Source organism: Micromonospora citrea (genome assembly GCF_900090315.1).
Lineage (GTDB): Bacteria > Actinomycetota > Actinomycetes > Mycobacteriales > Micromonosporaceae > Micromonospora > Micromonospora citrea.
Genome location: NZ_FMHZ01000002.1, coordinates 1,818,083 through 1,842,867 on the forward strand (window position 1 = coordinate 1,818,083; position 24,785 = coordinate 1,842,867).

23 protein-coding genes are annotated in these 24,785 nt (G+C 73.8%); 7 read left to right on the top strand and 16 right to left on the bottom strand.

What is annotated here, in order from left to right:
- Window positions 1–118: 118 nt before the first annotated feature.
- Window positions 119–1,708, bottom strand: a complete 1,590-nt coding sequence (miaB, locus tag GA0070606_RS08395) for a tRNA (N6-isopentenyl adenosine(37)-C2)-methylthiotransferase MiaB (RefSeq protein ID WP_091107474.1) — start codon at window positions 1,706–1,708, stop codon at window positions 119–121.
- Window positions 1,709–1,759: 51 nt separating this feature from the next.
- Between miaB and GA0070606_RS08400 the strand changes: the two genes are divergently transcribed.
- Window positions 1,760–1,990: a DUF2277 family protein gene (locus tag GA0070606_RS08400; RefSeq protein WP_091096537.1), complete on the top strand. Its 231-nt coding sequence runs from the start codon at window positions 1,760–1,762 to the stop codon at window positions 1,988–1,990.
- Between the two features lie 116 nt (window positions 1,991–2,106).
- Here the strand turns inward: GA0070606_RS08400 and GA0070606_RS08405 are convergent, their stop codons facing one another.
- A complete protein-coding gene (locus GA0070606_RS08405; protein WP_091096539.1) occupies window positions 2,107–2,586 on the bottom strand; it encodes a hypothetical protein in 480 nt (159 codons plus the stop codon).
- A 430-nt stretch (window positions 2,587–3,016) separates the two neighbouring features.
- Entirely contained in the window at window positions 3,017–4,012 is a 996-nt protein-coding gene (gene selD / locus GA0070606_RS08410) for a selenide, water dikinase SelD (protein ID WP_425413033.1), read from the bottom strand.
- A gap of 194 nt (window positions 4,013–4,206) precedes the next feature.
- On the opposite strand from selD, the gene GA0070606_RS08415 reads away from it, so the two are divergent.
- From GA0070606_RS08415 to GA0070606_RS08430, 4 genes are read left to right on the top strand one after another with little or no spacing between them, the layout of a single operon-like run.
- Window positions 4,207–4,953 (top strand): amino acid ABC transporter ATP-binding protein, encoded by a 747-nt coding sequence (locus GA0070606_RS08415; RefSeq protein ID WP_091096541.1) that lies wholly within the window; start codon window positions 4,207–4,209, stop codon window positions 4,951–4,953.
- A 57-nt stretch (window positions 4,954–5,010) separates the two neighbouring features.
- Window positions 5,011–5,889 (top strand): glutamate ABC transporter substrate-binding protein, encoded by an 879-nt coding sequence (locus GA0070606_RS08420; protein WP_091096543.1) that lies wholly within the window; start codon window positions 5,011–5,013, stop codon window positions 5,887–5,889.
- 42 nt (window positions 5,890–5,931) lie between these two features.
- Window positions 5,932–6,639 (top strand): amino acid ABC transporter permease, encoded by a 708-nt coding sequence (locus tag GA0070606_RS08425; protein WP_091096545.1) that lies wholly within the window; start codon window positions 5,932–5,934, stop codon window positions 6,637–6,639.
- Window positions 6,636–7,604 carry an amino acid ABC transporter permease gene (locus GA0070606_RS08430; protein ID WP_091096547.1) on the top strand — a complete coding sequence of 323 codons (969 nt, stop codon included), beginning with the start codon at window positions 6,636–6,638 and terminating at the stop codon, window positions 7,602–7,604. The genes GA0070606_RS08425 and GA0070606_RS08430 overlap by 4 nt, the downstream gene beginning before the upstream one ends.
- A gap of 88 nt (window positions 7,605–7,692) precedes the next feature.
- Here the strand turns inward: GA0070606_RS08430 and rny are convergent, their stop codons facing one another.
- The 10 genes from rny to GA0070606_RS08480 all read right to left on the bottom strand — a co-directional run bounded on the left by rny (window position 7,693) and on the right by GA0070606_RS08480 (window position 18,985).
- Window positions 7,693–9,459 (bottom strand): ribonuclease Y, encoded by a 1,767-nt coding sequence (gene rny / locus GA0070606_RS08435; RefSeq protein WP_091096549.1) that lies wholly within the window; start codon window positions 9,457–9,459, stop codon window positions 7,693–7,695.
- A 630-nt stretch (window positions 9,460–10,089) separates the two neighbouring features.
- On the bottom strand, window positions 10,090–10,803 hold the full coding sequence (locus tag GA0070606_RS08440) for a 3-keto-5-aminohexanoate cleavage protein (protein ID WP_091096551.1): 714 nt from the start codon (window positions 10,801–10,803) through the stop codon (window positions 10,090–10,092).
- A gap of 28 nt (window positions 10,804–10,831) precedes the next feature.
- Window positions 10,832–11,530 (bottom strand): regulatory protein RecX, encoded by a 699-nt coding sequence (locus GA0070606_RS08445; RefSeq protein ID WP_091096553.1) that lies wholly within the window; start codon window positions 11,528–11,530, stop codon window positions 10,832–10,834.
- 14 nt (window positions 11,531–11,544) lie between these two features.
- On the bottom strand, window positions 11,545–12,591 hold the full coding sequence (gene recA, locus GA0070606_RS08450) for a recombinase RecA (protein WP_088995380.1): 1,047 nt from the start codon (window positions 12,589–12,591) through the stop codon (window positions 11,545–11,547).
- A 184-nt stretch (window positions 12,592–12,775) separates the two neighbouring features.
- The gene (locus tag GA0070606_RS08455; RefSeq protein WP_091096555.1) at window positions 12,776–12,976 is read right to left on the bottom strand and encodes a DUF3046 domain-containing protein; all 201 of its coding nucleotides are present in this window, start codon (window positions 12,974–12,976) and stop codon (window positions 12,776–12,778) included.
- 4 nt (window positions 12,977–12,980) lie between these two features.
- Window positions 12,981–14,357 carry an MFS transporter gene (locus GA0070606_RS08460; protein WP_091096557.1) on the bottom strand — a complete coding sequence of 459 codons (1,377 nt, stop codon included), beginning with the start codon at window positions 14,355–14,357 and terminating at the stop codon, window positions 12,981–12,983.
- A 78-nt stretch (window positions 14,358–14,435) separates the two neighbouring features.
- Complete coding sequence (locus tag GA0070606_RS08465; protein ID WP_091107478.1) at window positions 14,436–15,578, bottom strand: acyl-CoA dehydrogenase family protein; 1,143 nt, start codon at window positions 15,576–15,578, stop codon at window positions 14,436–14,438.
- 251 nt (window positions 15,579–15,829) lie between these two features.
- Complete coding sequence (locus tag GA0070606_RS08470; protein WP_091096559.1) at window positions 15,830–16,573, bottom strand: GNAT family N-acetyltransferase; 744 nt, start codon at window positions 16,571–16,573, stop codon at window positions 15,830–15,832.
- A gap of 194 nt (window positions 16,574–16,767) precedes the next feature.
- Window positions 16,768–17,493, bottom strand: coding sequence for a UdgX family uracil-DNA binding protein (locus GA0070606_RS08475; RefSeq protein WP_091096561.1), 726 nt, complete (start codon window positions 17,491–17,493; stop codon window positions 16,768–16,770).
- Between the two features lie 151 nt (window positions 17,494–17,644).
- Window positions 17,645–18,985, bottom strand: a complete 1,341-nt coding sequence (locus GA0070606_RS08480; RefSeq protein WP_091096563.1) for an aminotransferase class I/II-fold pyridoxal phosphate-dependent enzyme — start codon at window positions 18,983–18,985, stop codon at window positions 17,645–17,647.
- Between the two features lie 34 nt (window positions 18,986–19,019).
- On the opposite strand from GA0070606_RS08480, the gene GA0070606_RS08485 reads away from it, so the two are divergent.
- Together GA0070606_RS08485 and leuE are read left to right on the top strand one after the other, a co-directional pair.
- Window positions 19,020–20,264 (top strand): bifunctional pyridoxamine 5'-phosphate oxidase family protein/GNAT family N-acetyltransferase, encoded by a 1,245-nt coding sequence (locus GA0070606_RS08485; protein ID WP_091096565.1) that lies wholly within the window; start codon window positions 19,020–19,022, stop codon window positions 20,262–20,264.
- Window positions 20,261–20,929 (top strand): leucine efflux protein LeuE, encoded by a 669-nt coding sequence (gene leuE / locus GA0070606_RS08490; RefSeq protein WP_091096566.1) that lies wholly within the window; start codon window positions 20,261–20,263, stop codon window positions 20,927–20,929. The genes GA0070606_RS08485 and leuE overlap by 4 nt, the downstream gene beginning before the upstream one ends.
- Window positions 20,930–21,115: 186 nt before the next feature.
- Here leuE and GA0070606_RS08495 read toward each other — a convergent pair whose 3' ends face one another.
- The 3 genes from GA0070606_RS08495 to GA0070606_RS08505 form a co-directional block, all read right to left on the bottom strand.
- The gene (locus GA0070606_RS08495) at window positions 21,116–22,042 is read right to left on the bottom strand and encodes a sporulation protein (protein WP_091096569.1); all 927 of its coding nucleotides are present in this window, start codon (window positions 22,040–22,042) and stop codon (window positions 21,116–21,118) included.
- Between the two features lie 263 nt (window positions 22,043–22,305).
- On the bottom strand, window positions 22,306–23,370 hold the full coding sequence (locus GA0070606_RS08500) for a hemolysin family protein (RefSeq protein WP_091096571.1): 1,065 nt from the start codon (window positions 23,368–23,370) through the stop codon (window positions 22,306–22,308).
- Complete coding sequence (locus GA0070606_RS08505; RefSeq protein WP_091096572.1) at window positions 23,367–24,716, bottom strand: hemolysin family protein; 1,350 nt, start codon at window positions 24,714–24,716, stop codon at window positions 23,367–23,369. The genes GA0070606_RS08500 and GA0070606_RS08505 overlap by 4 nt, the downstream gene beginning before the upstream one ends.
- Between the last annotated feature and the right edge of the window lie 69 nt (window positions 24,717–24,785).

The window sequence follows — 24,785 nt, forward strand, 5'->3', positions numbered from 1 at the left end:
GCCAGGGTGTGCGGGTGCCACAGGGCGCGGGTGCCAGGGTGTGCGGGTGCCGCGGGGTGCGGGTGCCACGGGGTGCGGACCGAGCGGGGGCGGGTCACCCCGGAGGGGCCCGGCCGGGTCAGTGGGCGGCGCAGCCCGTCGTCGGCGCCGGCACCGCGGCCGGCGCGCCGATGGTGGGCAGCCCGAGCAACACTCCGGGGGTACGCGGGGCGCGTCCCGCCTCGGCCGCGTCGCCCGCGCGGGTGCGCCGGTGCGACAGCGGCGCGCCGTCGGCGTTGAGGTGGTGCGGGGCGGCGTACGTGACGACGGTGTGCACGATGTCGCCGGGGCGGATCGGCCCGACGGGAGAGCCGCCCTCCCCGTGCTGGCCGTCAGCCCCGACCGCGCCGTGCTGGCCGACCGCGCCGTGCTGGCCGTTCGCCCCGGGCTGGCCGTTCGCGCCGGTGGCGAAGTGGACGAGGCGGCCGTCGCGGGCCCGGCCGGACATCCGCCCGGTGCGCTCGTCCTTGCGCCCCTCGCCGACGGCGACCAGCACCTCGACGGTCTCCCCCACGAGCTTCTTGTTCTCCGCCCAGGTGATCTCCTCGACGCAGGCGATGAGCCGCTCGTAGCGCTCCTGGACGACCTGTTTGGGGAGCTGACCGTCCATGGTGGCGGCGGGGGTGCCGGGGCGCTTGGAGTACTGGAAGGTGAACGCCGACGAGAAGCGCGCCTCGCGGACCACGTCGAGGGTGCGCTCGAAGTCGGCGTCGGTCTCGCCGGGGAAGCCCACGATGATGTCGGTGGTGATCGCCGCGTCCGGCATCGCCGCCCGCACCTTCTCGATGATGCCGAGGTAGCGGTCGGCCCGGTAGGAGCGGCGCATCGCGCGCAGCACGTCGTCCGAGCCCGACTGCAGCGGCATGTGCAGCGAGTGGCAGACGTTCGGCGTCTCGGCCATCGCGGCGATGACGTCGTCGGTGAAGTCCTTGGGGTGCGGGCTGGTGAACCGGACCCGCTCCAGCCCGTCGATGTCGCCGCAGGCACGCAGCAGCTTGCCGAAGGCGAGCCGGTCGCCGAACTCGACGCCGTAGGAGTTGACGTTCTGCCCGAGCAGGGTCACCTCCAGCACGCCCTCGTCGACCAGGGCGCGCACCTCGGAGAGGATGTCGCCGGGGCGGCGGTCCTTCTCCTTGCCGCGCAGGGAGGGCACGATGCAGAACGTGCAGGTGTTGTTGCAGCCGACGGAGATCGACACCCAGCCGGCGTACGTGGACTCGCGCCGGGTGGGCAGCGTCGAGGGGAAGACGTCGAGGGACTCGAGGATCTCCACCTCGGCGGCGGCGTTGTGCCGGGCCCGCTCCAGCAGCACCGGCAGCGACCCGATGTTGTGCGTGCCGAAGACCACGTCCACCCAGGGTGCCTTGCGCACGATCTCGCCGCGGTCCTTCTGGGCCAGGCAGCCGCCGACGGCGATCTGCATCCCAGGGTGCCTGGACTTGACGGGGCGCAGGTGACCGAGGTTGCCGTAGAGCCGGTTGTCGGCGTTCTCCCGGACCGCGCAGGTGTTGAACACCACCACGTCCGGGTGGTCGTCGGCCTCGGGGGCGCGCACGTAGCCCGCCTGCTCCAGCAACCCGGAGATGCGCTCGGAGTCGTGCACGTTCATCTGGCAGCCGTACGTGCGCACCTGGTAGGTGCGCGGGCTGCTCGCCGCTGCGGTAGTCATGACCCGCACAGCGTATCCGGGCCGAGAAGTCCGAACGAACGAGGAGGAGCCGTGTGCCGCAGCATCAAGACCCTTCGTGAGCCGTACGTCCCCGAGGTGACGCCCGCCGACGTCGAGGCCGCCGCCCTGCAGTACGTCCGGAAGATCTCGGGCTTCCGCAGGCCCGCCGCGCACAACGCCGCGGCCTTCGACGCGGCGGTCGCCGCGGTCGCCGCGGCCACCGCGACCCTGCTGAGCGAGTTGGAGGTACGCGGCGGCCGCTCCGCCGGCCCGGCCCGCTGACGCCGGCGGCCGGCGCGACCGTCGTGCTCGAGCCCGCTGACCCCGGCGGCCGGCGCGACCGTCGTGCCCGAGCCCGCTGTCCGACGGGGTCGGGCACGACGCCGGCCGGGGTGGGGTCAGGCGGCGGCGAGCGCGGGGAGGATCGAGTCGGGGGCCCAGCGCGAGCGGTGGCACTGCGACCAGCCGCGGCAGCGGGGGTCGGCGTCGGTGCAGAGCCGCTGGTTGCCGAGCACCTCGCCGTCGTCGGTCTCCCGGACGTCGAAGTGCACCGGCCGGATCGTGCCGTCGGGCGCGACGAGCAGGTGCCGGCCGGCGTCGAGGGTGTCGTCACGCAGCAGGCAGTTGCGGTCCAGCAGCCGCGCCAGCGCGGCGATGCTGGCGTGCTCGGGCAGCCGGTCGGGCACCCCGTAGCAGTCCACGATCGTGGCGAACTCCCCTGGCGCCTGCCAGACGTCGCAGATCACCGCGTACGTCGGCAGCCGGGCCGGATCCGCCGCCGCCAGGGGCATCACCACCCGGCCGAGCGCCTCGGCCAGTGCCGGATAGACCTCCACCGGCCGCACCTGGTCGATTCTCCAGTTCCACAGCTCGGTCATGCCGCCTCCTCGCTGTGCTCGTCCCACCGGCCTCCGGATCGGGCCTTAATGACGATGGTGGGGTGCATATGACCTCAGCCGGGGGCAAGTTACCGGTCTGTGACCATTCCGGGCAAAATTTCCTCGAGCGCCGTTGCTCGGAGTAGCGGAAAGGCGACAGTTTATCGGGTACGGTGGCCCGCCCAGGGCTCCCTCGCCGGTCGCGTCGCCCGTTTCCCGACCGAACCCGGCGGCCCGGCCGGGCGGCGGTCACGGCCCGCCCCAGACGCGCACCCCCGCCCCGCACCCATGCCCGCGCCCGCGCCCGCCCCTGTGCGTCGATCTTGCACTTTCGGCCCCCGGCATGCCTCGGATGCCCGGTGTGTCGGGGCAGGAAGTGCAAGATCGACGAGGACGGACGGCGGGCGCGGCGCGGGGCGGCGGGCGCCGGTCAGCGCACGATCAACCGGTGCTCGCCGGGCGGCAGCAGCTCGCCCACCACCGTCGCGCCGGGCAGTTCGCCCGCCACCAGCAGGCCGCCCGAGGTCTGCGCGTCGGCCAGCAGCAGCCGCACCTGCTCGGGTGTGCCGCCGAAGTCGGTCCAGGGCGTCACCCAGTCCAGGTTGCGGCGGCTGCCGCCGCTGACGTACCCGTCGCGCGCCGCCTCCCGCGCGCCGGGAAGGAACGGCACCCGGGCGGCGTCGATCGCCACCGTCAGCCGGCTCGCCCGGGCCAGTTTGGAGGCGTGCCCGAGCAGGCCGAAACCGGTCACGTCGGTGCCGCAGCGGATGCCGGCCGCCACCGCGGCCCGCGCGGCGTCCCGGTTCAGGGTGGTCATCGCGGCGACCGCCTCGGGGAAGCTCTCGCCGGTGGCCTTGTGCCGGGCGTTGAGCACCCCGACGCCGAGCGGCTTGGTCAGCGACAGCGGCAGCCCGGGCCGGCCCGCGTCCAGGGTGATCAGCTCGTCGGGGCGCACCACCCCGGTGACGGCCAGCCCGTACTTGGGGCCGTCGTCGTCGACGCTGTGCCCGCCGGCGAGGTGGCAGCCGGCGGCCCGGGCCACGTCCTGCCCGCCGCGCAGCACCTCCCGGGCCAGCTCCAGCGGCAGCACGTCGCGCGGCCAGCACAGCAGGTTGAGCGCGACGAGCGGGGTGCCGCCCATCGCGTACACGTCGGAGAGCGCGTTGGTCGCGGCGATCCGGCCCCAGTCGTACGCGTCGTCGACGACCGGGGTGAAGAAGTCGGCGGTGGTGACCAGGCCGGTGCGTTCGTCGAGCCGGACCACCGCGGCGTCGTCGCCGTGGTCGAGCCCGACGAGCAGCTCGGCGGCGCCGCTGGCCGGGCCGAGGCCGGCGACCATCGCCTCCAGCTCGCCCGGGGGGATCTTGCAGGCACATCCGCCGCCGCGGGCGTACCGGGTCAGCCGCACCGGTTCGGTCACCCCCACATGATCTCCACACCATCCCCGGCCGCGCCACCGCACGGGTCGGTTTCGTGGTCAAAATCCGACTCTCGACCCCGACGGCGAACGGTGTTACCGCTCCGTGACCAACCGGGTTGCGTGCCGCCACATCCCCCCGCCTACAGTTGCCCAACCGGGGGTCAACCGACCCCGCGCGACGACAGGGACGGTGGACGAACGTGACGACGGGCGAACCGCTCATCGTGCTGGACTCGGTCAACAAGTGGTTCGGGCCGCTGCACGTGCTGGACGACGTCTCACTGTCGGTCGGGCGCGGCGAAGTGGTCGTGGTCATCGGCCCGTCCGGCTCTGGCAAGTCAACGCTCTGCCGCACCATCAACCGGCTGGAGCCGATCACCTCCGGCACCATCACCTTCGACGGGCAGCCACTGCCGGCCGAGGGCAAGGCGCTGGCGAAGCTGCGCAGCGAGGTCGGCATGGTGTTCCAGTCGTTCAACCTCTTCGCGCACAAGACGATCCTCGAGAACGTCGTCCTCGGGCCGGTCAAGGTCCGCAAGGAGAAGCCGGCGGCGGCCCGCGAGCGCGGCCTGGCCCTGCTCGACCGGGTCGGCATCGCCAACCAGGCCGACAAGTTTCCCGCCCAGCTCTCCGGCGGCCAGCAGCAGCGTGTCGCGATCGCCCGGGCGCTCGCCATGCAGCCCAAGGCGATGCTCTTCGACGAGCCGACCAGCGCGCTCGACCCGGAGATGGTCGGCGAGGTGCTGGACGTGATGACGTCGCTGGCCCGCGAGGGCATGACCATGGTCGTGGTGACCCACGAGATGGGCTTCGCCCGGCACGCGGCCAACCGGGTCATCTTCATGGCCGACGGCCAGCTGGTCGAGGACGCCCCGCCGGCCGAGTTCTTCGCCAACCCGCGCAGCGAGCGGGCCAAGGACTTCCTCTCCAAGATCCTCACGCACTAGGCGTCCGTACCTGGAGCGCGCCGTCCCCCGGCGGTTCCGTCCACAAAGGAGATCAACATGCGTATCACGCGCGTAGCGGCGCTCGCGGCGGCCGCCACCCTGGCGCTCGGCATGACCGCGTGCGGTGGCGACGACGCCGAGAAGGGCACCGGCGCCGGCAGCAAGTCCTTCGCGGCCGGCAGCACGATGGAGCGCCTCAACAAGGCCCAGGCCATCAAGGTCGGCACGAAGTTCGACCAGCCCGGCTTCGGCCAGAAGGGCCTGTCGGGCAAGCCGGAGGGCTTCGACGTCGAGGTCGCGAAGATCATCGTCAAGGAGCTCGGCATCCCCGAGGACAAGATCGAGTGGGTCGAGGCCCCCTCGAAGGTCCGCGAGGACGTCATCGTGAACGGCACGGTCGACCTGGTCGCCGCCACCTACACGATCAACCCCAAGCGCAAGGAGCGCATCGCGTTCGCCGGGCCGTACTACGAGGCCGGTCAGAACATCATGGTGAAGAAGGACGACACCACGATCACCGGGCCGGACTCCTTCAAGGACGGCACCAAGAAGGTCTGCTCGGTCACCGGCTCCACCCCGGCCGAGGAGATCAAGAAGTACGTCAAGGACGTCGCCACCCAGCTGGTGCTCTTCGACACCTACGACAAGTGCCGCGACGCCCTCAAGGGCGGCCAGGTCAACGCCGTCACCACGGACAACGTGATCCTGCTCGGCTACATCGCCAAGGACGAGGCGTCCTTCAAGCTGGCCGGTGACAACTTCACCAAGGAGCCGTACGGCATCGGGGTGAAGAAGGAGGACAACGACTTCCGCACCTTCATCAACGACACGCTGGAGAAGGCGTTCGCCGACGGCCGCTGGCAGAAGGCCTGGGACGACACCGCCGGCAAGTTCGGCGCCGAACTGGGCTCCGCACCGACCGTCGACCGCTACTGATCTGATTCCTTCGATCTGGAGGGTGGGGAGGAAGACCGACCCGTGAGTGTGCTCATCGACAAGTTCGACGTCTTCGCGGGTGGTTTCTGGCTCACCCTCCAAATCTGCGTACTCGCCGCGATAGGCGCCCTGATCCTGGGCGCCGTCGTGGCGGTGCTGCGGATCTCGCCGGTGCCGCCGCTGCGGGCGCTCGGCACCGGCTACGTCAACATCTTTCGGAACATGCCGCTGACCGTGGTGATGTTCTTCGCCGCGTTCGGCCTGCCGGCGCTCGGCTCCAACGCGGACTTCCTGCGCATCCCCGGCCTGGACGCGGTGTTCAGCCGGCTCGACACCGACCTGCCGTACTTCCGCTTCGCGCTGATCGCGCTGGTGCTCTACACCGCCGCGTTCGTCTGCGAGGCGCTGCGCTCCGGCGTCAACGCCGTCCCCGCCGGCCAGGCGGAGGCCGCCCGGTCGCTCGGCCTCACCTTCGGCCAGAACCTGCGGCACGTGGTGCTGCCGCAGTCCTGGAAGGCCTCGGTGGTGCCCCTCGGCTCGGTGATCATCGCGATGATCAAGAACTCGGCCCTGATCGGCTTCTTCGGCGTCGTCGGCGACCTCTCGGCGACCGCCGACCAGCTCACCTCGGCCGAGGGCTACGCCTTCGTCCCCGTCGCCATCGGCATCTCGATCGGATACCTGATCATGACCGTCCCCCTCGGCGCGCTCCTCGACCGGATCGAGAAGCGACAGGCGGTGGCCCGATGAGCCAGCAGAGCGTCCTCTACGACGTCCCCGGCCCTCGGCAGCGCCGGATCACCCTCGTCAGCAGCGTGGTGGCGACCGTGCTGCTGCTCGCGGGCGCGTACTTCCTGATCTACAAGCCGTTGGACGCCAAGGGCCAGTTCTCGATGGAGCTGTGGGGCCCGCTGGTCGACCCCTCCAACGAGAGCTTCTCGCTGGTGTGGGACCGGATCGGCCTCGGCCTCAAGAACACGCTCACCGCCGCCGTCCTGGCGATCGTCGCCTCGCTGGTGGTCGGCACCCTGCTCGCGGTGCTGCGGATCCAGCTCAAGAGCCTGACCCGCCGCCGCTTCACCGGGCTGGCCACCCCGGTCTCCTACCTGCTGCGCGGGCTGAGCACGCTGCTGTCGGCGGTCACCCGCGTCTGCGTCGAGATCTTCCGAGGCCTGCCCGTGGTCATCACGATCTTCTTCGTGGCCCGCGGCTTCCCCGAGTTCGGGGTCACCTTCGACAACCTGTGGTACCTCGTCATCGGCCTGACCGTCTACAACTCGGTGGTCATCGCCGAGATCCTCCGCTCCGGCATGGAGGGCCTGCCCGGCGGGCAGTCCGAGGCGGCGGCCGCGATCGGCCTCTCCCCGTTGCAGACCACCCGGATGATCCTGTTGCCGCAGGCGTTCCGCATCATGCTGCCGGCGCTGATCAGCCAGCTCGTGGTGGTGCTCAAGGACACCTCGCTCGGCTTCATCATCAGCTACGAGGAGACCCTCAACATCGGCAAGCAGATCATCGGCGTGCTGGACAACCCGATCCAGGTCTACGTCGTGATCGCGGTGATGTTCATCCTGGTGAACTACTCGCTGTCGAAGCTGGCCCAGTACGTCCAGCACCGGCTGTCCCGGGGCCGCAAGACCTCCGGCACCCCGGCGCAGAACCCGCCCCCGGCGGCGCTCATCTCGCAGGCCGAGAGCGGCGGTCAGGGCATCTGATCCCGACCCACGACGAAGGGCCGGCCCGACATCGGGCCGGCCCTTCGCTTTGCGCCGTCAGCGGTCCACCGAGTGACGGGCACCTCGGTCAGCGGGCGATCTCGGTGACCCGGGACTCGCGGACCACGGTCACCCGGATCTGCCCCGGGTAGGTCAGCTCCTCCTCGATCTGCTTCGCCACGTCCCGGGCCAGCACGGCGGCGCCGATGTCGTCCACGTCGTCCGGCTTGACCATCACCCGGATCTCCCGGCCCGCCTGCATGGCGAAGACCTTCTCCACGCCGAGCTTGCCCGCCGCGATCTCCTCGATCCGCTCCAGCCGCTTGACGTACGCCTCAAGGCTCTCCCGCCGGGCGCCGGGCCGGCCGCCGGAACAGGCGTCGGACGCCTGGGTGAGCACCGCCTCGACGGTCTGCGGCGGCACCTCGTTGTGGTGCGCCTCGATGGCGTGGACGACGTCCTCGCTCTCGCCGTACTTGCGGGCCAGGTCGGCGCCGATGATGGCGTGGCTGCCCTCCACCTCGTGGGTGAGCGCCTTGCCGATGTCGTGCAGGAACGCCGAGCGCTTGATGGTCGGCACGTCGAGCCGCAGCTCGGCGGCCATGATGCCGGCGATGTGCGCGGTCTCCACCAGGTGCTTGAGCACGTTCTGCCCGTACGACGTCCGGTAGCGCAGCCGGCCGAGCAGGGTGACCAGTTCCGGGTGGATCTCGGTGATGCCGACCTCGACCAGGGCGTCCTCGGCGGCCCGCTGGCAGAGCTCCTCCACCTCGTGCCGGGCGGAGTCGTAGACCTCCTCGATGCGGTGCGGGTGGATCCGCCCGTCCAGGACCAGCTTCTCCAGGGTCAGCCGGCCGACCTCCCGCCGCACCGGGTCGAAGCAGGAGAGCAGCACCGCCTCGGGGGTGTCGTCGATGATCAGGTTGACGCCGGTGACCGACTCGAAGGCGCGGATGTTGCGGCCCTCCCGGCCGATGATCCGCCCCTTCATCTCGTCGCCCGGCAGGTGCAGGACGCTCACCACGCTCTCCGCGGTCTGCTCGCTGGCGACCCGCTGGATGGCGTCGACGACGATGTGCCGGGCGCGCTGCTCGGCGGTGTTGCGCGCGTCGGCCTCGATGTCCCGCACCAGCAGCGCGGCCTCCCGCTTGGCCTGGACCTCGATCACCTCGATCAGCTCCGCCCGGGCCGTGTCGGCGGTGAGCCCGGCGACCCGCTCCAGCTCGCGGCGGCGCTGCTCCTCCGCCTCGGCCAGTCCCGCCTCCCGCTGCTCCAGCGCGGCCTCCCGGGCGGCCAGGGCCGCGCTGGCGGCGCTGAGCTGCCGCTCCCGCTCGGCGAGCCGCTCCACCTCCTCGGTGTGCAGCCGCTCGCGCTCGTCCATCCGGGCCGCCCGCCGCTCCACCTCGGCGGCCTGCTCCCGGGTGGTGGCGGCGAGCACCGCGACCTCGCGTTCGCCGCTGCGCCGGGCCGTGGCCCGGAGCTGCTCGGCGTCCGCCTCGGCCTGCTTGTGGGCCCGCTCCAGGATGGTGTCGGCCTCGGCCCGGGCGTCGTCGAGCACCCGGCGGGCCTCGGCGCGGGCCGCCTTCGCCTCGGCCTTCGCGGCGGCGGCCTCGGCCCGGGCCGCCGCGGCCGCGGACTTCGCCACGTCGATCGTGCTGTTGGCCTCGTCGGCGGCGTTGCGCAGCGCGGCCAGGGACTGCTCCTGCCGGTCCTTCTCGGCGATGAAGGCGGGATCCTCGGGTGCCGGCGCCGAGCCGAGCCGGCGCAGCGTCCGTACGCCGAGCAGCACCGCCCCGAGCACGACCACGGTCAGGACCAGCACCACCGCGAGGATCACGACGTCGAACCCGCTCATGCCGGGGCTCCGTTCGCCCCGACGATCCCGGGGGCCGGCCCGACGTGCGGCCCGCTCATGTCGGCACCCCGGTGGACCTGCGCCGCCTCGCCATGGCCGCCTCCCCTGAACGTCGGGACCGCAGCGACGGTGCCGGTTGGGCACGCACCCCTGCGGCTGTGGACGCCCGACCGGAGCGACTGGCCGTGGGTAGGTTTCCGTCGACGGTGCCCACGTGGGGCATCGCCGGCGGTCAGGTGCAGTTGTCGCGCCAGCCCCGGACCGGCCTGTCCGAAGCTGCCGCCAGTGGCCGAACGGGTCGGCCAAAGTGATGCTGTTCCGTTACGCGATCTATGTTGTGCGCTTAGCCTGCGCTGGTCGGGCAATGTGAGCCTGTATGGCGAGGCTAGGTCTCCCGGGGCGGTCTGGTCAAGAACTCATGATCAAACCCCCCGAACGGAGAGAAGTTGTCACGTCACGATGCGCTGAACTTGTGACGGACACCAGCGGACAAGCCGGGCACGGCTGAGCCGCGCGTGCCGCATCGGCCCTGCTCAGGGCCGGACGGTGCGCTCCGCCCGGGCGTCGTCCGCAGCGCGGCCAACGAGCGCGGACCGCACGCTCCGTCCCCCCGTGTCGTCCGCGGCGCGGTCAGCGGGCGCCGGCGGCCACCGCCGCCGCCACCAGTTCGGCGTTGCCGGGCGCGAGCTCCCCGTCGGGCAGCCGCAGCGTGTCCTCCAGGCCGATCCGGCTGTGCAGGCCCCGACGGACCGCCTCGGCCAGGACCGGCCAGGTCGCCGGGCCCTCGGCGTGCAGGAGCACCGGCGGGGCCCCGGCGGCCGGGGCCGGCAACGCGGCGAGGATGTCGGCCGCGTCGGCCACCGCCACCGCGGGATCGTCGGCCATGCACTCGACCAGGATCCGCCCCGCCGGCACCCGCCAGCCCTTGTACGCCTCGACCGCCTCGCGCGTCCAGAGCCCCGCCTCCACGCCGACGCCCCGTTCCCGCAGCGCCGCGGCGACCGCCTCCGCGCCGGGCTCGTGCGCGTTGACGGAGGCGAAGTCCGGCAGGACCGTCCAGGCGCGGACCGCCGCCACCCGGGCGGCCGGATCCGGTTCGATCCAATCCCCGGTGCTCACCCCGACCGGCAGCCCCGGAACGGCGGCCCGGATCGCGTCCAGCGCGGCGGCGACCACCGACGGGTGCAGGGACTCGCGGCCGGCGGCGTCCCGGGGGTGCACGTGCACCGCCCCGGCGCCGAGCCCCGCGCAGCGGGCCGCGTCGGCGGCCAGGTCGGCCGGGGTGACCGGCACCGCCGGGTGCTCGTCACGCCCCCGGCCGCCGTTGAGGCACGCCTTCAGCACAGGGATCTCCCTCCGGTCGCCGCCCGGGTCACCCGGCGGCGCGACCGTCGCGATCGAGCTCGCCCTCGGCGTCGGCGAGCGCGTCGGCGTCGATCTGCTCGGCGAACTCGGCCGCCTCGGCGCTCTGGGCGGCCAGCGCGTCCTTCACCGCCCGGATCGCCACGCCGGGCGGATAGCCCTTGCGGGCGAGCATGGCCACCAGCCGCCGGAAGACCGCGTCCGGCTCGCCCCGGGCGGTGCGCAGCTTCCGCTCGACCAGCGCGCGGGCGGTTTCGGCCTCGGTCTCCTCGTCGAGCTCGCCGAGGGCCTCGCTGGCGACCTCGCCGTCGACGCCACGCTGGCGCAGCTCGTTGGCGAGCGCCCGACGGGCCAGGCCCCGGCCGGCGTGCCGGCTGGACACCCAGGCCCGCGCGAAGGCGGCGTCGTCGATGATGCCGACCTCGTCGTAGCGGTCGAGCACCTCCGCCGAGACCTCCTCGGAGATCCCCCGCTTCGCCAGCGCGCCGGCCAGCTCGGCCCGGGTGCGCGGCCGGACGGCGAGCTGGCGCAGGCAGATCTCCCGCGCCAGCTCTCCCTCGTCGCGCGGGGCGGCGGGAGGCGCTTCCGGGTCGGATTCCTCGATGCGGCCACGGCGGCCCCGCCGGGCCCGGGGCGCCGCGGTGTCGTCGCCCGCGCGGGACGGACTGGCGTCCCAGCCCCGCCCCGTGCGGGCACGTCGTCCTGCCACGGGTCAGTGACCGGTCAGAAGTCGACCGGCGGCAGTTCCGGGCCACCGGCGGCGTCGCCCGCGCCGACCCCGACGCCGAGCTTCTCCAGGATCTTCTTCTCGATCTCGGCGGCCACGTCCGGGTTCTCCCGGAGGAACTCGCGCGCCTTCTCCTTGCCCTGGCCCAGCTGGTCGCCGTCGTAGGTGTACCACGCGCCGGACTTGCGGATGATCGCCTGCTCGACGCCGACGTCGATCAGCGAGCCCTCGCGGGAGATGCCCTTGCCGTACATGATGTCGAACTCGGCCTGCTTGAACGGCGCGGCGACCTTGTTCTTCACGACCTTGACCCGGGTGCGGTTGCCGACCACGTCGGTGCCGTCCTTGAGGCTCTCGATGCGGCGCACGTCGAGCCGGACCGAGGCGTAGAACTTCAGCGCCCGACCACCCGTGGTGGTCTCGGGGCTGCCGAACATCACACCGATCTTCTCGCGGAGCTGGTTGATGAAGATCGCCGTGGTGCCGGTGTTGTTGAGCACACCGGTGATCTTCCGCAGCGCCTGGCTCATCAGCCGGGCCTGGAGACCCACGTGGCTGTCGCCCATCTCGCCCTCGATCTCGGCGCGCGGCACCAGGGCGGCCACCGAGTCGATGACGATGATGTCGAGGGCGCCGGAGCGGACCAGCATGTCGGCGATCTCCAGCGCCTGCTCGCCCGTGTCGGGCTGGGAGACCAGCAGGGCGTCGGTGTCGACGCCGAGGGCCTTCGCGTATTCCGGGTCGAGCGCGTGCTCGGCGTCGACGAAGGCGGCGATGCCGCCGGCCCGCTGCGCGTTGGCCACGGCGTGCAGCGCGACAGTGGTCTTACCGCTGGACTCCGGACCGTAGATCTCGACGACCCGGCCCCGGGGCAGGCCGCCCACGCCGAGCGCCACGTCGAGGGCGATGGAACCGGTGGGGATCACCGCGGTCTGGATGACCGGGCGCTCACCCAGCCGCATCACCGAACCCTTGCCGAACTGCTTGTCGATCTGAGCGAGAGCAAGGTCGAGTGCCTTCTCCCGGTCGGGCCCTGCGGCCATGTTTGCCACCCCTGCCTTCGCCGGCGTCTTTCCTGAGCTTCGCGTCACGCGGACACGCTAGGCGCTGGGTCCGACAGAAAACCAGCCGACCGGCCGTGAGCTGTGGACGAGCACCCCGCTGTGGACAATAGCCGAACAGGTGTACGAGTCGGCAAGCGACACGCGGAAGCGACGAAACGGCTGCTCAGCGTAGTCGCGCGGGCACTCTGTCGGGATAGGCGGCGCAGACCGCCCGCCACACGACGTGCGCCTGCTCACCCGAGGCCAGCGCCTGCTCGACGGTCCGCCCGCCGAGCTGGGAGAGCACCTGGTCGCGGGCGATACTGGCCGCGTAGGCGGAGCCGAACGCCTCCTCCAGCCGGGACCAGAAGTCGGTCAGCCGCACGTGATCATTCCTCCTCGTCCGGTGCGCCCGCCGGCACCGGCCGCAACGCTAGCGCCACCAGGGGCACCGCCGCGAGCGCCGCGAGCAGGGCGAGCACCGGATAACCCGCCACCTCCATGACAAACCCGCTGAGCGCCCCCGCGCCGGCGCCCGCCAACCCCATGGTCAGGTCGGACAGCCCCTGCACGCTCGGCCGGATGCCCACCGGCACCGACTCCGACAGCAGGGTGGAACCGGCCACCATGGTCCCCGACCAGCCCAGTCCGAGCAGGAACAACCCGATCGAGAGCCGGGTCGTGTGGTGCCCGGCGGTGCCGGCGACCGCGCACGCCACCAGCAGCAGCCCGACGCCGCCGAGGATCACCGCCCGGCGGCCGAACCGGTCCGTGAGCCAGCCGGCCACCGGGGCGAGGGCGTACATGCCGGCGATGTGCAGGCTCAGCACGAGGCCGACCACCCGCAGCACGTCGGCGTCGGCGTGCCACTCGTGCAGGCGCACCGGCGTCATCACCATCACCGCGACCATCACCAGGTGCCCGACCGCCACCGCGGCGATGCCCAGCCTGGCGGCCGGGCGCGCGCGTACCACCGACCAGGCGGCCCGCATGCCCGCGCCGCGCCGGCCGGTCGACGCGGGCGTGGCGACGGCGTCCGGCGGCGGGGTGCCGGCGGGAACTGCGTCCGGCGCGACGGCGACGGCGGCGTCCGGCGGCGGCGCGGCCGGCGGAGCGACGGCCGCCGCCAGCCGGCGCGCGGTGAGCAGCGGGTCGGGCCGCAGCAGCGCCAGGATCACCACGGCGGCCAGCCCCAGCGCGACGGCGCTGAACGCGAACGGACCGGCCAGCGTCGGCAGGCCCCAGCCGCTGGTGGTGCGATCCGCGATGGACGCGAAGTTCGGGGCGGCGACCGCGCCGATGGTGGTGGCCCAGACGATCAGCGAGAGCTGGCGGCCCCGGCGCGCCGGCTCGGCGAGGTCCACCGCGGTGTAGCGGGCCTGGAGGCTGGCCGCGCTGCCGCCGCCGAACAGGAGCATGCCGAGGAAGAGCAGCGGAACCCAGCGGGTGGCGGCGGCCAGGACCACCAGGCCGCCCCCGACCGCGCCGGCCAGGTAGGCCACCACCAGGCCGGGCCGCCGACCGTGGCCGTTCATGATCCGGGTGACCGGTACGGCGAGCAGCGCACCGCCCACGACGGCGGCGCTGGTGACCAGGCCGGCCACGGCGGTGCCGGCGATGTCGGCGGCGAGCAGCGCCCCGACGGCCACCCCGACCGTCACGCCGATCCCGCCGACGATCTGGGTCACGAAGAGCAGCCGCAGGGTACGCCGCTGGATCGGCGCGACGTCGGGCGCGGTCTGTGGCGCGGCCAGGTCGGTGGCCATCGGCGGCTCCTCCGTAGGTAAGGGGCGGGTGCCCGTTCCATCCTTGCGCACCGGCTCGGCCGCCCCGCAGCCGGTGCGCTACAGGCCGAGGCCGCGGCCGATGATCTCCTTCATGATCTCGGTGGTGCCGCCGTAGATCGTCTGCACCCGCCCGTCCAGCCAGGCCTTCGCCACCGGGTACTCCAGCATGTAGCCGTAGCCGCCGTGCAGTTGCACGCAGCGGTCGGCGACCCGGTTCTGCAGCTCGGTGGTCCACCACTTCGCCTTGGCGGCGTCGGTGACCGAGAGCCGGCCGGCGTTGTACTCGGCGACGCAGTGGTTGACGAAGGTGCGCGCGATGGTGATCTCGGTGTCCAGCTCGGCCAGGAGGAAGCGGTTGTGCTGGAACGCCCCGATCGGCCGCCCGAACGCCTCCCGGGTGCGGGCGTGGTCGAGGGTGAGCGTGAGCAGCCGCTCGCAGGCGGCCACCGCGGCGACCGCGATGCTGAGCCGCTCCCTCGGCAGGTTGGCCATCAGGTGGTAGAAGCCCTGGTTCTCGGTGCCGACGAGGTTCTCCGCCGGCACCCGGCAGTCGGAGAAGAACAGCTCCGCGGTGTCGTTGGCCTTCAGGCCGACCTTGGCCAGCCGCCGGCCCCGGGAGAAGCCGGGCGTACCGGCCTCCACCGCCACCAGGCTCACCCCGTGCGCACCCCGGTCCGGCGCGGTACGGACGACCACGACCACCAGGTCGGCCAGCTCCCCGTTGGTGATGAAGGTCTTCTGGCCGTTGAGCACCCAGCTGTCGCCGTCGCGGACCGCGCTCGTACGGATGCCGGCGAGGTCGGAGCCGGCGCCGGGCTCGCTCATCGCGATCGCTGTGACCAGGTCGCCGGCGCAGAACCCGGGCAGCCAGCGCTCGCGCTGCTCCTGGGTGGTCAGCTCGGTCAGGTACGGCGCCACCACGTCGTTGTGCAGGCCGAAGCCGAGCCCGGTGCAGCCGGCGGCGACGATCTCCTCGTCCAGCACCGCGTTGAACCGGAAGTCCCGCTGCCCGCCGCCGCCGTGCTCCGGGTCGACGTCCATGCCCAGCAGGCCGGCCGCCCCGGCCCGGCGCCACACCTCGCGGTCGACGATCCCGTCGGCCTCCCAGCGCTCGTGGTGGGGCACGGCCTCCCGGTTCAGGAACTCGCGGCACAGCGCGCGGAAGTCCTCGTGGTCGCGCTCGTAGAGATGCTGCTCCATGGCGGCCAGTGTGGCACCGCCCACCCGCCCTGCCCAGGGCCCGTCGGGCAGCCTCGCCCCGGGCTGCCCGACGGCTCCCCGCCAGGGCCGACAGCTCAGACGCCCGTGCCGACAGCTCAGGCCCGGAGCCGACAGCTCAGGCCCGGAGCCGACAGCTCAGGCCCGGAGCCGACAGCTCAGGCCCGGAGCCGACAGCTCAGGCCCGGAGCCGGCAGCTCAGGCCGGCGACTCGGCCCCCGGGGCCGGCGGGCTCAACTCCACCAGGCGGCGTCGGTGATCGGGAGGAAGCCGAGGGACTCGTAGAGCGGCCGACCGGCCCGGGCCGCGGTCAGCGTGACCGGCAGGCCGGCCAGGTGCGCGAGCGCGCCGTGCAGCAGGGCCCGCCCCACGCCGCGCGAGCGGTGCTCGGGCAGGGTCGTCATCCAGTAGATCCCGCCGACGCCCCCGCCGGTCACGGTCAGGCAGGCGCCGGCCGGTGCGTCGCCGGCGCGGGCGAGGAGGAAGCGTACGCCCGGCCGGTCCAGCAGGCTGACGGGGAACGCCTCGCCGGGCCGGCGCGGTTGCAGCGCGCCCAGCGGGAAGCCGCGGACCACCACGTCCTCGACGGCCGCGAGCTGCTCGGCGGTCGTGACGGCGGTGACCGTCGCAGGCGGCGCGGGGGCCGGGACGGGACGGCGGATCATGACCGGCAGCGGGCGGGGGGTCAGCCCGGCCCACGTCAGGTCCACGGTGCCGAACGGGTCCTCCACGGTCAGCCGGCCCGGCAGCCGTCGACGGACCAGCCCGGCCAGCGCGGCCAGCTCGTCCGGCCCGGGATCGGGGCCGAGCATGAGGACCCGCAGGCCGGTGCGCGCGCTGCCGTCGACGACGAGGTGGCCGGGACGGCGGATCACGTCGTGGCCGCGGGCCTCGCCCAGCGCGGTCCAGAGCGCCGCCGCGTTGCGGGTCGCCAGGTGGAGATCGGAGGTCGCCAGGTGCAGGTCGGAAGCGGTCATGCGGCCACGCTAGGCATCGCCCTTGGCCCGCCTGAAGGTCCGATTCCCGTCGCCGGGAGCGGGCCACTCGACGCAGCCGCCACACCGTGGCGGAATCCGGTCGCCGCGCGTCGCGTGGTACGCCCACGAGGCCCACCGGTACCGGACGCCGTCGCACGGCGGGCGGATCGTCGCCGAGGCCGGCCACGGCAGGATCACGACCGGCGGCCGGCGGCCCCACCGTCGAGGGCGCGGGCGGCCACGGTGAGGTCGGCGACCAGCCCTTCGTACGCCTGGTCCTGGTTGTCGGCGCGGAGCACGGCGGACGGGTGGATGGTGGCCAGCAGACGGGCCGGCGGCGCGTCGGCCACGGTGCCCTTCGCGTCCACCGGCACCCGCCGGAAGTCCTCCGGATGCTGGGCCGACGCCGGCCAGGGCAGCAACTCGCCGCGCTGCCGGGTGACCCGGAACGCCGGCCCGAGCAGCGCCTTGGCCGCCGTCGCGCCGAGCGCCACCACGACCTCGGGGCGCAACTGGGCGAACTCGGCCACCAGCCAGGGCCGGCAGGCGGTCACGTGCACCCGGTCCGGGGTCTGGTGGATGCGCCGCCTGCCGCGCAGCTCGAACCTGAAGTGCTTGACGGCGTTCGTCAGGTAGATGTGTCGCGGGTCGAGCCCGGCGTCGTCGACCGCCCTGCGCAGCAGCCGGCCGGCGGGGCCGACGAACGGCAGGCCCTTCTGGTCCTCCATGTCGCCGGGCTGCTCGCCGACGAAGACCACCCGGGCGTCGGCGTCGCCCCGGCCGAACACGGTCTGCGACGCGTCCCGGTAGAGCTCGCAGCCGCGGCAGCCGCCGGCGGCGGCGCGCAGGTCGTCGAGGGTGTCGGCCTGCGGCGGGATGAACTGCTGCGCGCCCGGCGCGGTCTCGGTCTGCTCGGCCATGGCGACTGTTCTACCCCGTCCGCCGCCGGGCACGCGCGGGGACCCGCCGCGACGCCCCGCCCCGGGGCACACCGAGGGCCGGCAACCGCCGGCGATCGACGGCCCGCCGCCCCGGGGGCCAGTTCCACCAGGCCGGTGCGGGCCAGCGGCCTCACGCAGTGAAGCCGCCCGGCGGGCCGGGCCGGACCGCCCGGGCCACCGCCTCGGCCAGCGCCGGGATCTCCGCCGCGTCGAGCGGGCTGACGGTGATCCGCAGCCCGGGCGGGCCGGCGATCCGGTAGAGCGCGCCGGGGGCGACCGCCCAGCCGGCGTCGCGCAGCGCGGTCAGCGCGCTGGTCTCGTCGGCCACCGGCAGCCAGACGTTGATGCCGCTGCGCCCGTGGGCGGCGAGGCCGTGGCCGGCGAGCGCGTCGAGCAGGGCCGCGCGCCGCAGCTCGTAGCTGGTGGCCGCGTCGTCCACCAGCCGGGCCGCGGCGGGGTCGCGCCACAACGACAGGACAAGCCGTTGCAGCACCGTGGAGACCCAGCCGGCGCCGACCCGGGCGCGGCCCGCCACCCGGGCCACCGTGGTCTCGTCCCCGACCAGCACGGCAAGCCGCAGGTCGGGCCCGAGGGGCTTGCTCACCGAGCGGACGAAGGCCCACGCCGGGGTCGCTCCGGCGAGCGGATGCAGCGGTACGCGGGCCAGCTCGGCGGCGTGGTCGTCCTCGATCAGCAGCAGATCGGACCGGCCGGCGAGCAGTACGCGCAGCTCCTCGGCCCGGCCGGCGGAGACGGCCGCCCCGGTGGGGTTCTGCGCCCGGCTGGTCACGATCAGCGCCCGCGCGCCGGCGGCGAGGGCGGCCCCGACCCCGCCGACGAGGGGGCCGTCGTCGTCGACCGGCACGCCGATCGGCCGCAGCCCCAGTGCGGCGACCAGGTCGAGCAGGTTGGCCCAGCCCGGATCCTCGACCGCGACCGCGTCGCCGGGGCGCAGGTGCGCGCCGAGCAGGCGCTCGATGCCGTCCAGCGCGCCGCCGGTGAGGGTGAGTTCCGCCGCCGGCACGCCGTCGGCGGCCAGCCGCTCGCGGGCGGCCTCGGCCAGCTCGGGCAGCACCCCGGCGGCGGAGTAGCCGACGGGCGGGCCGGCGTCGGCGGCGAGGCCCGCCAGATGCGCGCCCAGCGGCGGCAACAGCCGCGCGTCCGGCTCGCCCAGGGAGAGGTCGCGCAGGCCGGGGGCGGGCGGCGGGCGCAGCGCGGAGCGGCGGGCCGCCACCGGCGGGCGGGGCCGGACCCGGGTGCCGTGCCGGCCGGCGGTCACCACCAGGCCCCGCTGGCGCAGCTCCTGATAGGCCCGGGCGACGGTGGCCGGGCTGACCGTGAGCTGGGCGGCGAGCGCGCGCACCGCCGGCAGGGCGGCGCCGGGTGGCAGGGCGGCGGAACGGATGCCCGACTCGATGCTGGCCGAAATCTCGACGGCCGTCGTGCCGGTGACCTGATAGCGTTCTGACACAATTCAGGGATTGTACTAGAACAAAGGCGGGAGCATGTACGCACGCACCGAACGGACCACCGCCAGCCGCTCCCGGGACCGGATGAGCTACGACGCCGACGCCGCGCACGCGGTCCTCGACGAGGCGTACGACTGCGCGCTCGGGTTCACCGTCGACGGCGAGCCCCGGGTGCTGCCCACCCTGCACGTGCGCGTCGACGACACCCTCTACCTGCACGGCTCCACCGGGAGCCGGCCGCTGCTCGCCGCCCGGGGCGAGGGGCTGCCGGTCTGCGTCGCGGTGACGCTGCTCGACGGCCTCGTCTACGGCCGCTCGCAGTTCCACCACAGCGCCAACTACCGGTCGGTGGTCGCGCACGGCACCGCGCGCCTCGTCACCGACGAGCAGGAGAAGGCGCGGGTGCTCACCGCCCTGGTGGAGAAGGTCGGCGCCGGACGCAGCGGCGACAGCCGGCCGCCGAGCCGCAGGGAGCTGGCCGAGACCGCCGTGCTGGCCCTGCCGCTGCGCGAGGTCTCCGTCCGCGCCCGCACCGGCGGCGTACGCGACGAGGAGGCCGACCTCGCCCTGCCGCACTGGGCCGGGGTGGTGCCGCTGCGACTCACCCGAGGGCTGCCCGAGCCGGACGCCGGGGTGACCGCGCCGGTGCCGGCGTACCTGCGGTCGGCCCGCCCGCCGTGGCTCGACCCGGCGGCGCTGCGCGGTGAGCACGTGGTGCTGGAGCCGCTCGACCTCGCGCACGCCGACGAGTTGCACTCGGCGACCGCCGACCCGGAGGTCTGGCGGCACCTGGGCAACGCCATGCCGGTCGACCCCGCCGGCACCGCCGAGGTGGTCGCCGCCGCCCTGGCCGCCCATCGGCGCGGCGAGCGGGTGCCCTGGGTGCAGCGCTGCGCCGTCACCGGCGCCGTCGTCGGCACCACCTCCTACTACGAGGTGGACCCGGAACGCCGGTCGGTGGCGATCGGCTACACGTTCCTCGGCCGGCCCTGGTGGCGCACCGGGATCAACACCGAGGCGAAGCTGCTGCTGCTCACGCGGGCCTTCGACGAGCTGGGGGCGGTGCGGGTGGTGTGGCACACCGACATCCGCAACGAGCGCTCGCAGCGGGCCATCGAGCGCCTCGGCGCGACCCGCGAGGGCGTGCTGCGGATGCACAGGCGGCGCCCGGACGGCTCGTGGCGGGACACCGTGCAGTATTCGATGACCGTCGACGAGTGGCCGAACGCACAGGTCGCGCTGCGGGAAAGGCTTCGCCGGACGGCACCGGCGACCCGATGATGGCGGGCGTGCTGGGAATCACCGACATCTGGACGTACGTGCTGGGCACCGTGGCGATCATCCTGCTGCCGGGGCCCAACTCCCTCTTCGTGCTCTCCACCGCCGCGCAACGGGGCGTCGCCGCCGGTTACCGGGCCGCCGGTGGGGTCTTCGTCGGCGACGGGGTGCTGATGTTCCTCTCCGCCGCCGGGGTGGCGTCGCTGCTCAAGGCGTACCCGCCGCTCTTCCTGGTGATCAAGTACGCCGGCGCCGCGTACCTCGGCTATGTGGGCCTGACGATGCTGCGCGGGGCCTGGCGGCGCTGGCGCGACCGCAACGACCCGACCACGCCGCGGCTGATCGACGCCGCGGAGCCGGCGGCGATGCGCAGCCCGTTCCGCAAGGCGCTGGTGATCAGCCTGCTCAACCCGAAGGCGATCCTCTTCTTCGTCTCGTTCTTCATCCAGTTCGTCGACCCGGGCTACGCGTGGCCGGCGCTGTCGTTCCTGCTGCTCGGGCTGATCGCCCAGGTCACCAGCGCGCTCTACCTGACCGCGCTGATCTTCGCCGGTACGTTCCTGGCGGCGCAGTTCCGTCGGCGTCGCCGCCTCGCCGCCGGCGCCACCACCGGCGTCGCCGCCCTCTTCCTCGGCTTCAGCCTCAAGCTCGCCACCGCCACAGTCTGACCCAAACCCTCCCCCTCCCCCCTTCCCCCACCCGCCCCGTCCCGCCCGTCCCGCTCGGCTCCGCGATCTTGCAGCTTCTGCCCCCGTTATGGGGTGAAAGCCCGAAATGCCGGGGCAGAAGGTGCAAGATCGCCGTGAAGGTGGGGTGAGGGCGGGTGGGGAGGGGCGGTGCGGGGCGGGTGGGGGTCAGGTGCCGTCGCCGCCGCCGGAGCCGCCGATGCCGGCTCCGCCGGCGGTGCCGCCGAGCCCGAAGCCGGGGCGGACGGGCTGGTCGGGCGGGCGGCTGACGTGCGCCGACTCGGAGATGGTGGCGGACCAGTCGGCGTGCGCGGCGGCCGTCGCGTGCCGGTTGATGGCCTCGCGCAGCCAGCCGTCCACCGTCGCCACCCAGTCCCGCTTCTCCGCGTCCACGTGCCAGATCCGGAAGCGGCTGATGCTCTGGTGGGTGATCCCGGCCAGGGCCAGGCGGCGATCCGCCCAGAAGATGACCTCCAGCCCCGCCGGGTTGGCGACGAAGACGACCTCCAACTCGGTGATCGGCCCGGCGTAGAGCGGCGCCACCCAGAATCCGAGCCGCTGGTGCAGGGGCAGGGTCTGCTCCACCCCCGGCAGCCGGGCGTCGACCAACCCGGCCTGGCGCATGCTGAAGCCCAGCGTGTCCAGGGCGGCCAGGACGTGGGCCTGGGTGGGCAGCGGGTGCACGAAGACCGGCACCATCGCGCCCTGGTCGAGCTGCGGTTCGATTGCCACCTCGGTACGCAGCCCCATCCGCAGGCTGAGCAGGGGCACCCCGCCGAAGACGGTCACCGGGGTCTCCCACGGCAACGGGAACTCGAACGGGATCGAGCGGCCGCGCCCCGCCCGCAGCACGAAGCCGTCGGCGACGGTGGCCTGGTGGAACTGCACCAGGCGGCGGGGCGCCTCCGGGTCGTCCGGCTCGGCCGTGGTGACCAGGCCGAGTCGCACGTGCAGCACCGGCACGTCGGCCGAGCCGGCGACGACCGTGACCCGGCCGGGCAACCGCAGCCCGGGGCGGGTGCTGGGATTGGCCAGGGCGGTCCGGACGGACAGCCCGGTCCACCCGGACTCCGGTGACACCCCGGTCAGCCGCACCCGCTCTCCCCCGTCGTCTCCGCCCCGCCCGGACCAGCACGGGACGAGGTCCGCGCGGACCCGCCGTGGCCGACTCCGCGCGGACCCGCCGTGGCCGACTCCGCGCGGACCGCCTTCGACGGGCACCATCCGGCGGCCCCGCGGACCCGTTCCGAGCGGGCTCCGCCCGCGTCCGGCGTGGCGGATCCGTCCAGGACCAGCCTGGCGGACCGGGCGGGCGTCCGTGCGGCACTTCGGCGAAGTACCGCACGGACGCCGACGGCTCACCTCATGCGCCGGCCGCGCGGCACCGGGTCGGTCTCGTCGTCGAACTCGCCGATGACCTCCTCCAACAGGTCCTCCAGCGCGACGAAGCCGATCGGCCGGGTCGGCCCGCCGCCGTTGCGGACGAGGGCGAGCTGGGACTGCCGGGCACGCATCGCCGCCACCGCGTCGGTCACCGTGGCGGAGGCGGGCAGGGTGAAGGCGTTGGTCATCAGGTCGCCGGCGGTGGCCGTACGACCCGTGGTGGTGGCCCGCACCGCCTCCCGGACGTGGACGAGGCCGCAGACGTCGCCGCTCGCGTCCAGCACGGCCAGCCGCGACCGGCCGCTGTCCCGACTGACCTGCTCGATCCGGGCGGCGTCCTCGTCGCGGCGGACCGTCACCATCTGGTGGAACGGCTCCATCACCTGCGCCACCGTGGTGCCCTGGAGTTCCAGCATGCTGGTCAGCATCTCGTGCTGCTCGGCCCCGAGCAGGCCGTGCTCACGGGACTGCTCCAGCAGGATGCGCAGCTCGTCGGGGCCGTGCACCTGGGCGAGCTGGTCCTGCGGGTTGACCTTGACCAGCCGCAGCATCGCGTTGGCCAGCGCGTTCATCACCGACAGCACCGGCCGGGCGACCCGCGCGAAGGCGCGGAACGGCAACGCCAGCAGCATCGCCGAGCGCTCCGCGTCGGTGATCGCCCATGACTTCGGCGCCATCTCGCCGACCACCAGGTGCAGGAAGGTGACCACGCTGAGCGCGAAGACCAGCGCGATCGCGTGGCTCGCCGCGTCCGGCAGCCCGACCGCGTGCAGCAGCGGGCTGAGCAGGTGCTCGATCGCCGGCTCGGCGAGCGCGCCGAGCCCCAGCGTGCACAGCGTGATGCCGAGCTGGGCGCCGGCGAGCATCAGCGACAGCTCGCGCACCCCGTCCAGCGCGGCCCGGGCGGCCCGACCGCCCCCGGCGGCCGCCTGCTCCAGCCGGTAGCGCTTGCTGGCCACCAGGGCGAACTCGGCGGCCACGAAGAATCCGTTCAGCGCCAGCAGGATCACCGACGTGAACAGGGCGATGCCGGGACTCACGCGGACACCTCCCCCGGCCCGGCGATCCGCAGCCGGACCGAGTCGGCGACGTGCCGGTCGACGGCCAGCACCTCGACCAGGGCGCGCGGCTCGACCGAGCCGTCCTCGCCGTCGGCGGGCAGGCTGATCTCCAGCCGGTCGCCGACCTCGGGCACCCGGCCCAGCTCCCGCATGACCAGGCCGGAGAGGGTGTCGTACTCCGGGCCCTCGGGCAGCGCGATGCCGGTGCTGTCGGCGACCTCGTCGATGCGCCAGCGGGCCGGCACCACCCAGGAGCCGTCGTCCTGCCGGGCGGGGGCCCGCTCCGGCGGGTCGTCCTCGTCGCGGATCGGGCCGACCAGCTCCTCGGCGATGTCCTCCAGCGTGATCACGCCGGCGAAGCCGCCGTACTCGTCGACCACGCAGGCGAGCTGTCGGTGGCCGGACCGGAGCCGGTCCAGCACCGTCGGCAGCGGCAGCGTCTCGGGTACCAGCAGCGGCGGGCCGGCGACCGCGCTGACCGGGGTGGTCGCGCGAAGCTCCGGGGGCACCCCGAGCACGTCGGCGATGCCGATGACGCCGACCAGGTCGTCGACGCCCTCCGCCCCGCGTACGGGGAAGCGGCTCTTGCCGGTGTCCAGCAGCTCGACCACCCGGCTGACCGGCTCGTGCGCGCGTACGGTGTGCACGTCGACGCGGGGCACCATGGCCTCGCCGGCGGTCAGCTCGCGGAAGTCGAGCCCTCGGTCGAGCAGCGTGGACATCTCGGCGCTCAGGTGCCCCTCCTGGCGGGACTCGGCGATGATCTGCTCGAGGTCCTGCGGGGTGGCGCCGCTGGGCAGCTCCTCGATCGGCTCGATGCCGACGCGGCGGAGCAGCCGCACGGCGGCCCGGTCGAAGAGCTTGATCAGCGGGCCGGCCACCTTGAGGTAGACCAGGGTGGAGCGGCTCAGCGCCTTGGCGAGGGGTTCGGGCCGGGCGATGGCGAGGTTCTTCGGCGCCAGCTCGCCCAGGACCATCTGGACCACCGTGGCGATGACCAGGGCCAGGGCGACCGAGAACGGCAGGCTGACCGCCTTGGAGACGCCGGCCACGCCGAGCAGCTCGGCCAGCCCGGCGCCGAGGAACGGCTCGGCGACGTAACCGACCAGCAGGGCGGTGACGGTGATGCCGAGCTGCGCGCCGGAGAGCATGAACGAGAGCCGCCCGGTCACCTCCAGCGCCCGGGCGGCGGCCTTGTCGCCGTCGTCGGCGAGCTGCTTGAGCCGGCCCCGGTCCACGGCGACGTAGCCGAACTCCTGGGCCACGAAGTATCCCGTGGCGGCGGTGAGGACGATGATGAGAAGAAGACCGACGACGATCAACACGGGTCGCTCAGGGCTCCCGGGGTCGTCGGGGTCGGGAATCGCCGGGCACGACCCGGCTGGCTACTGCTG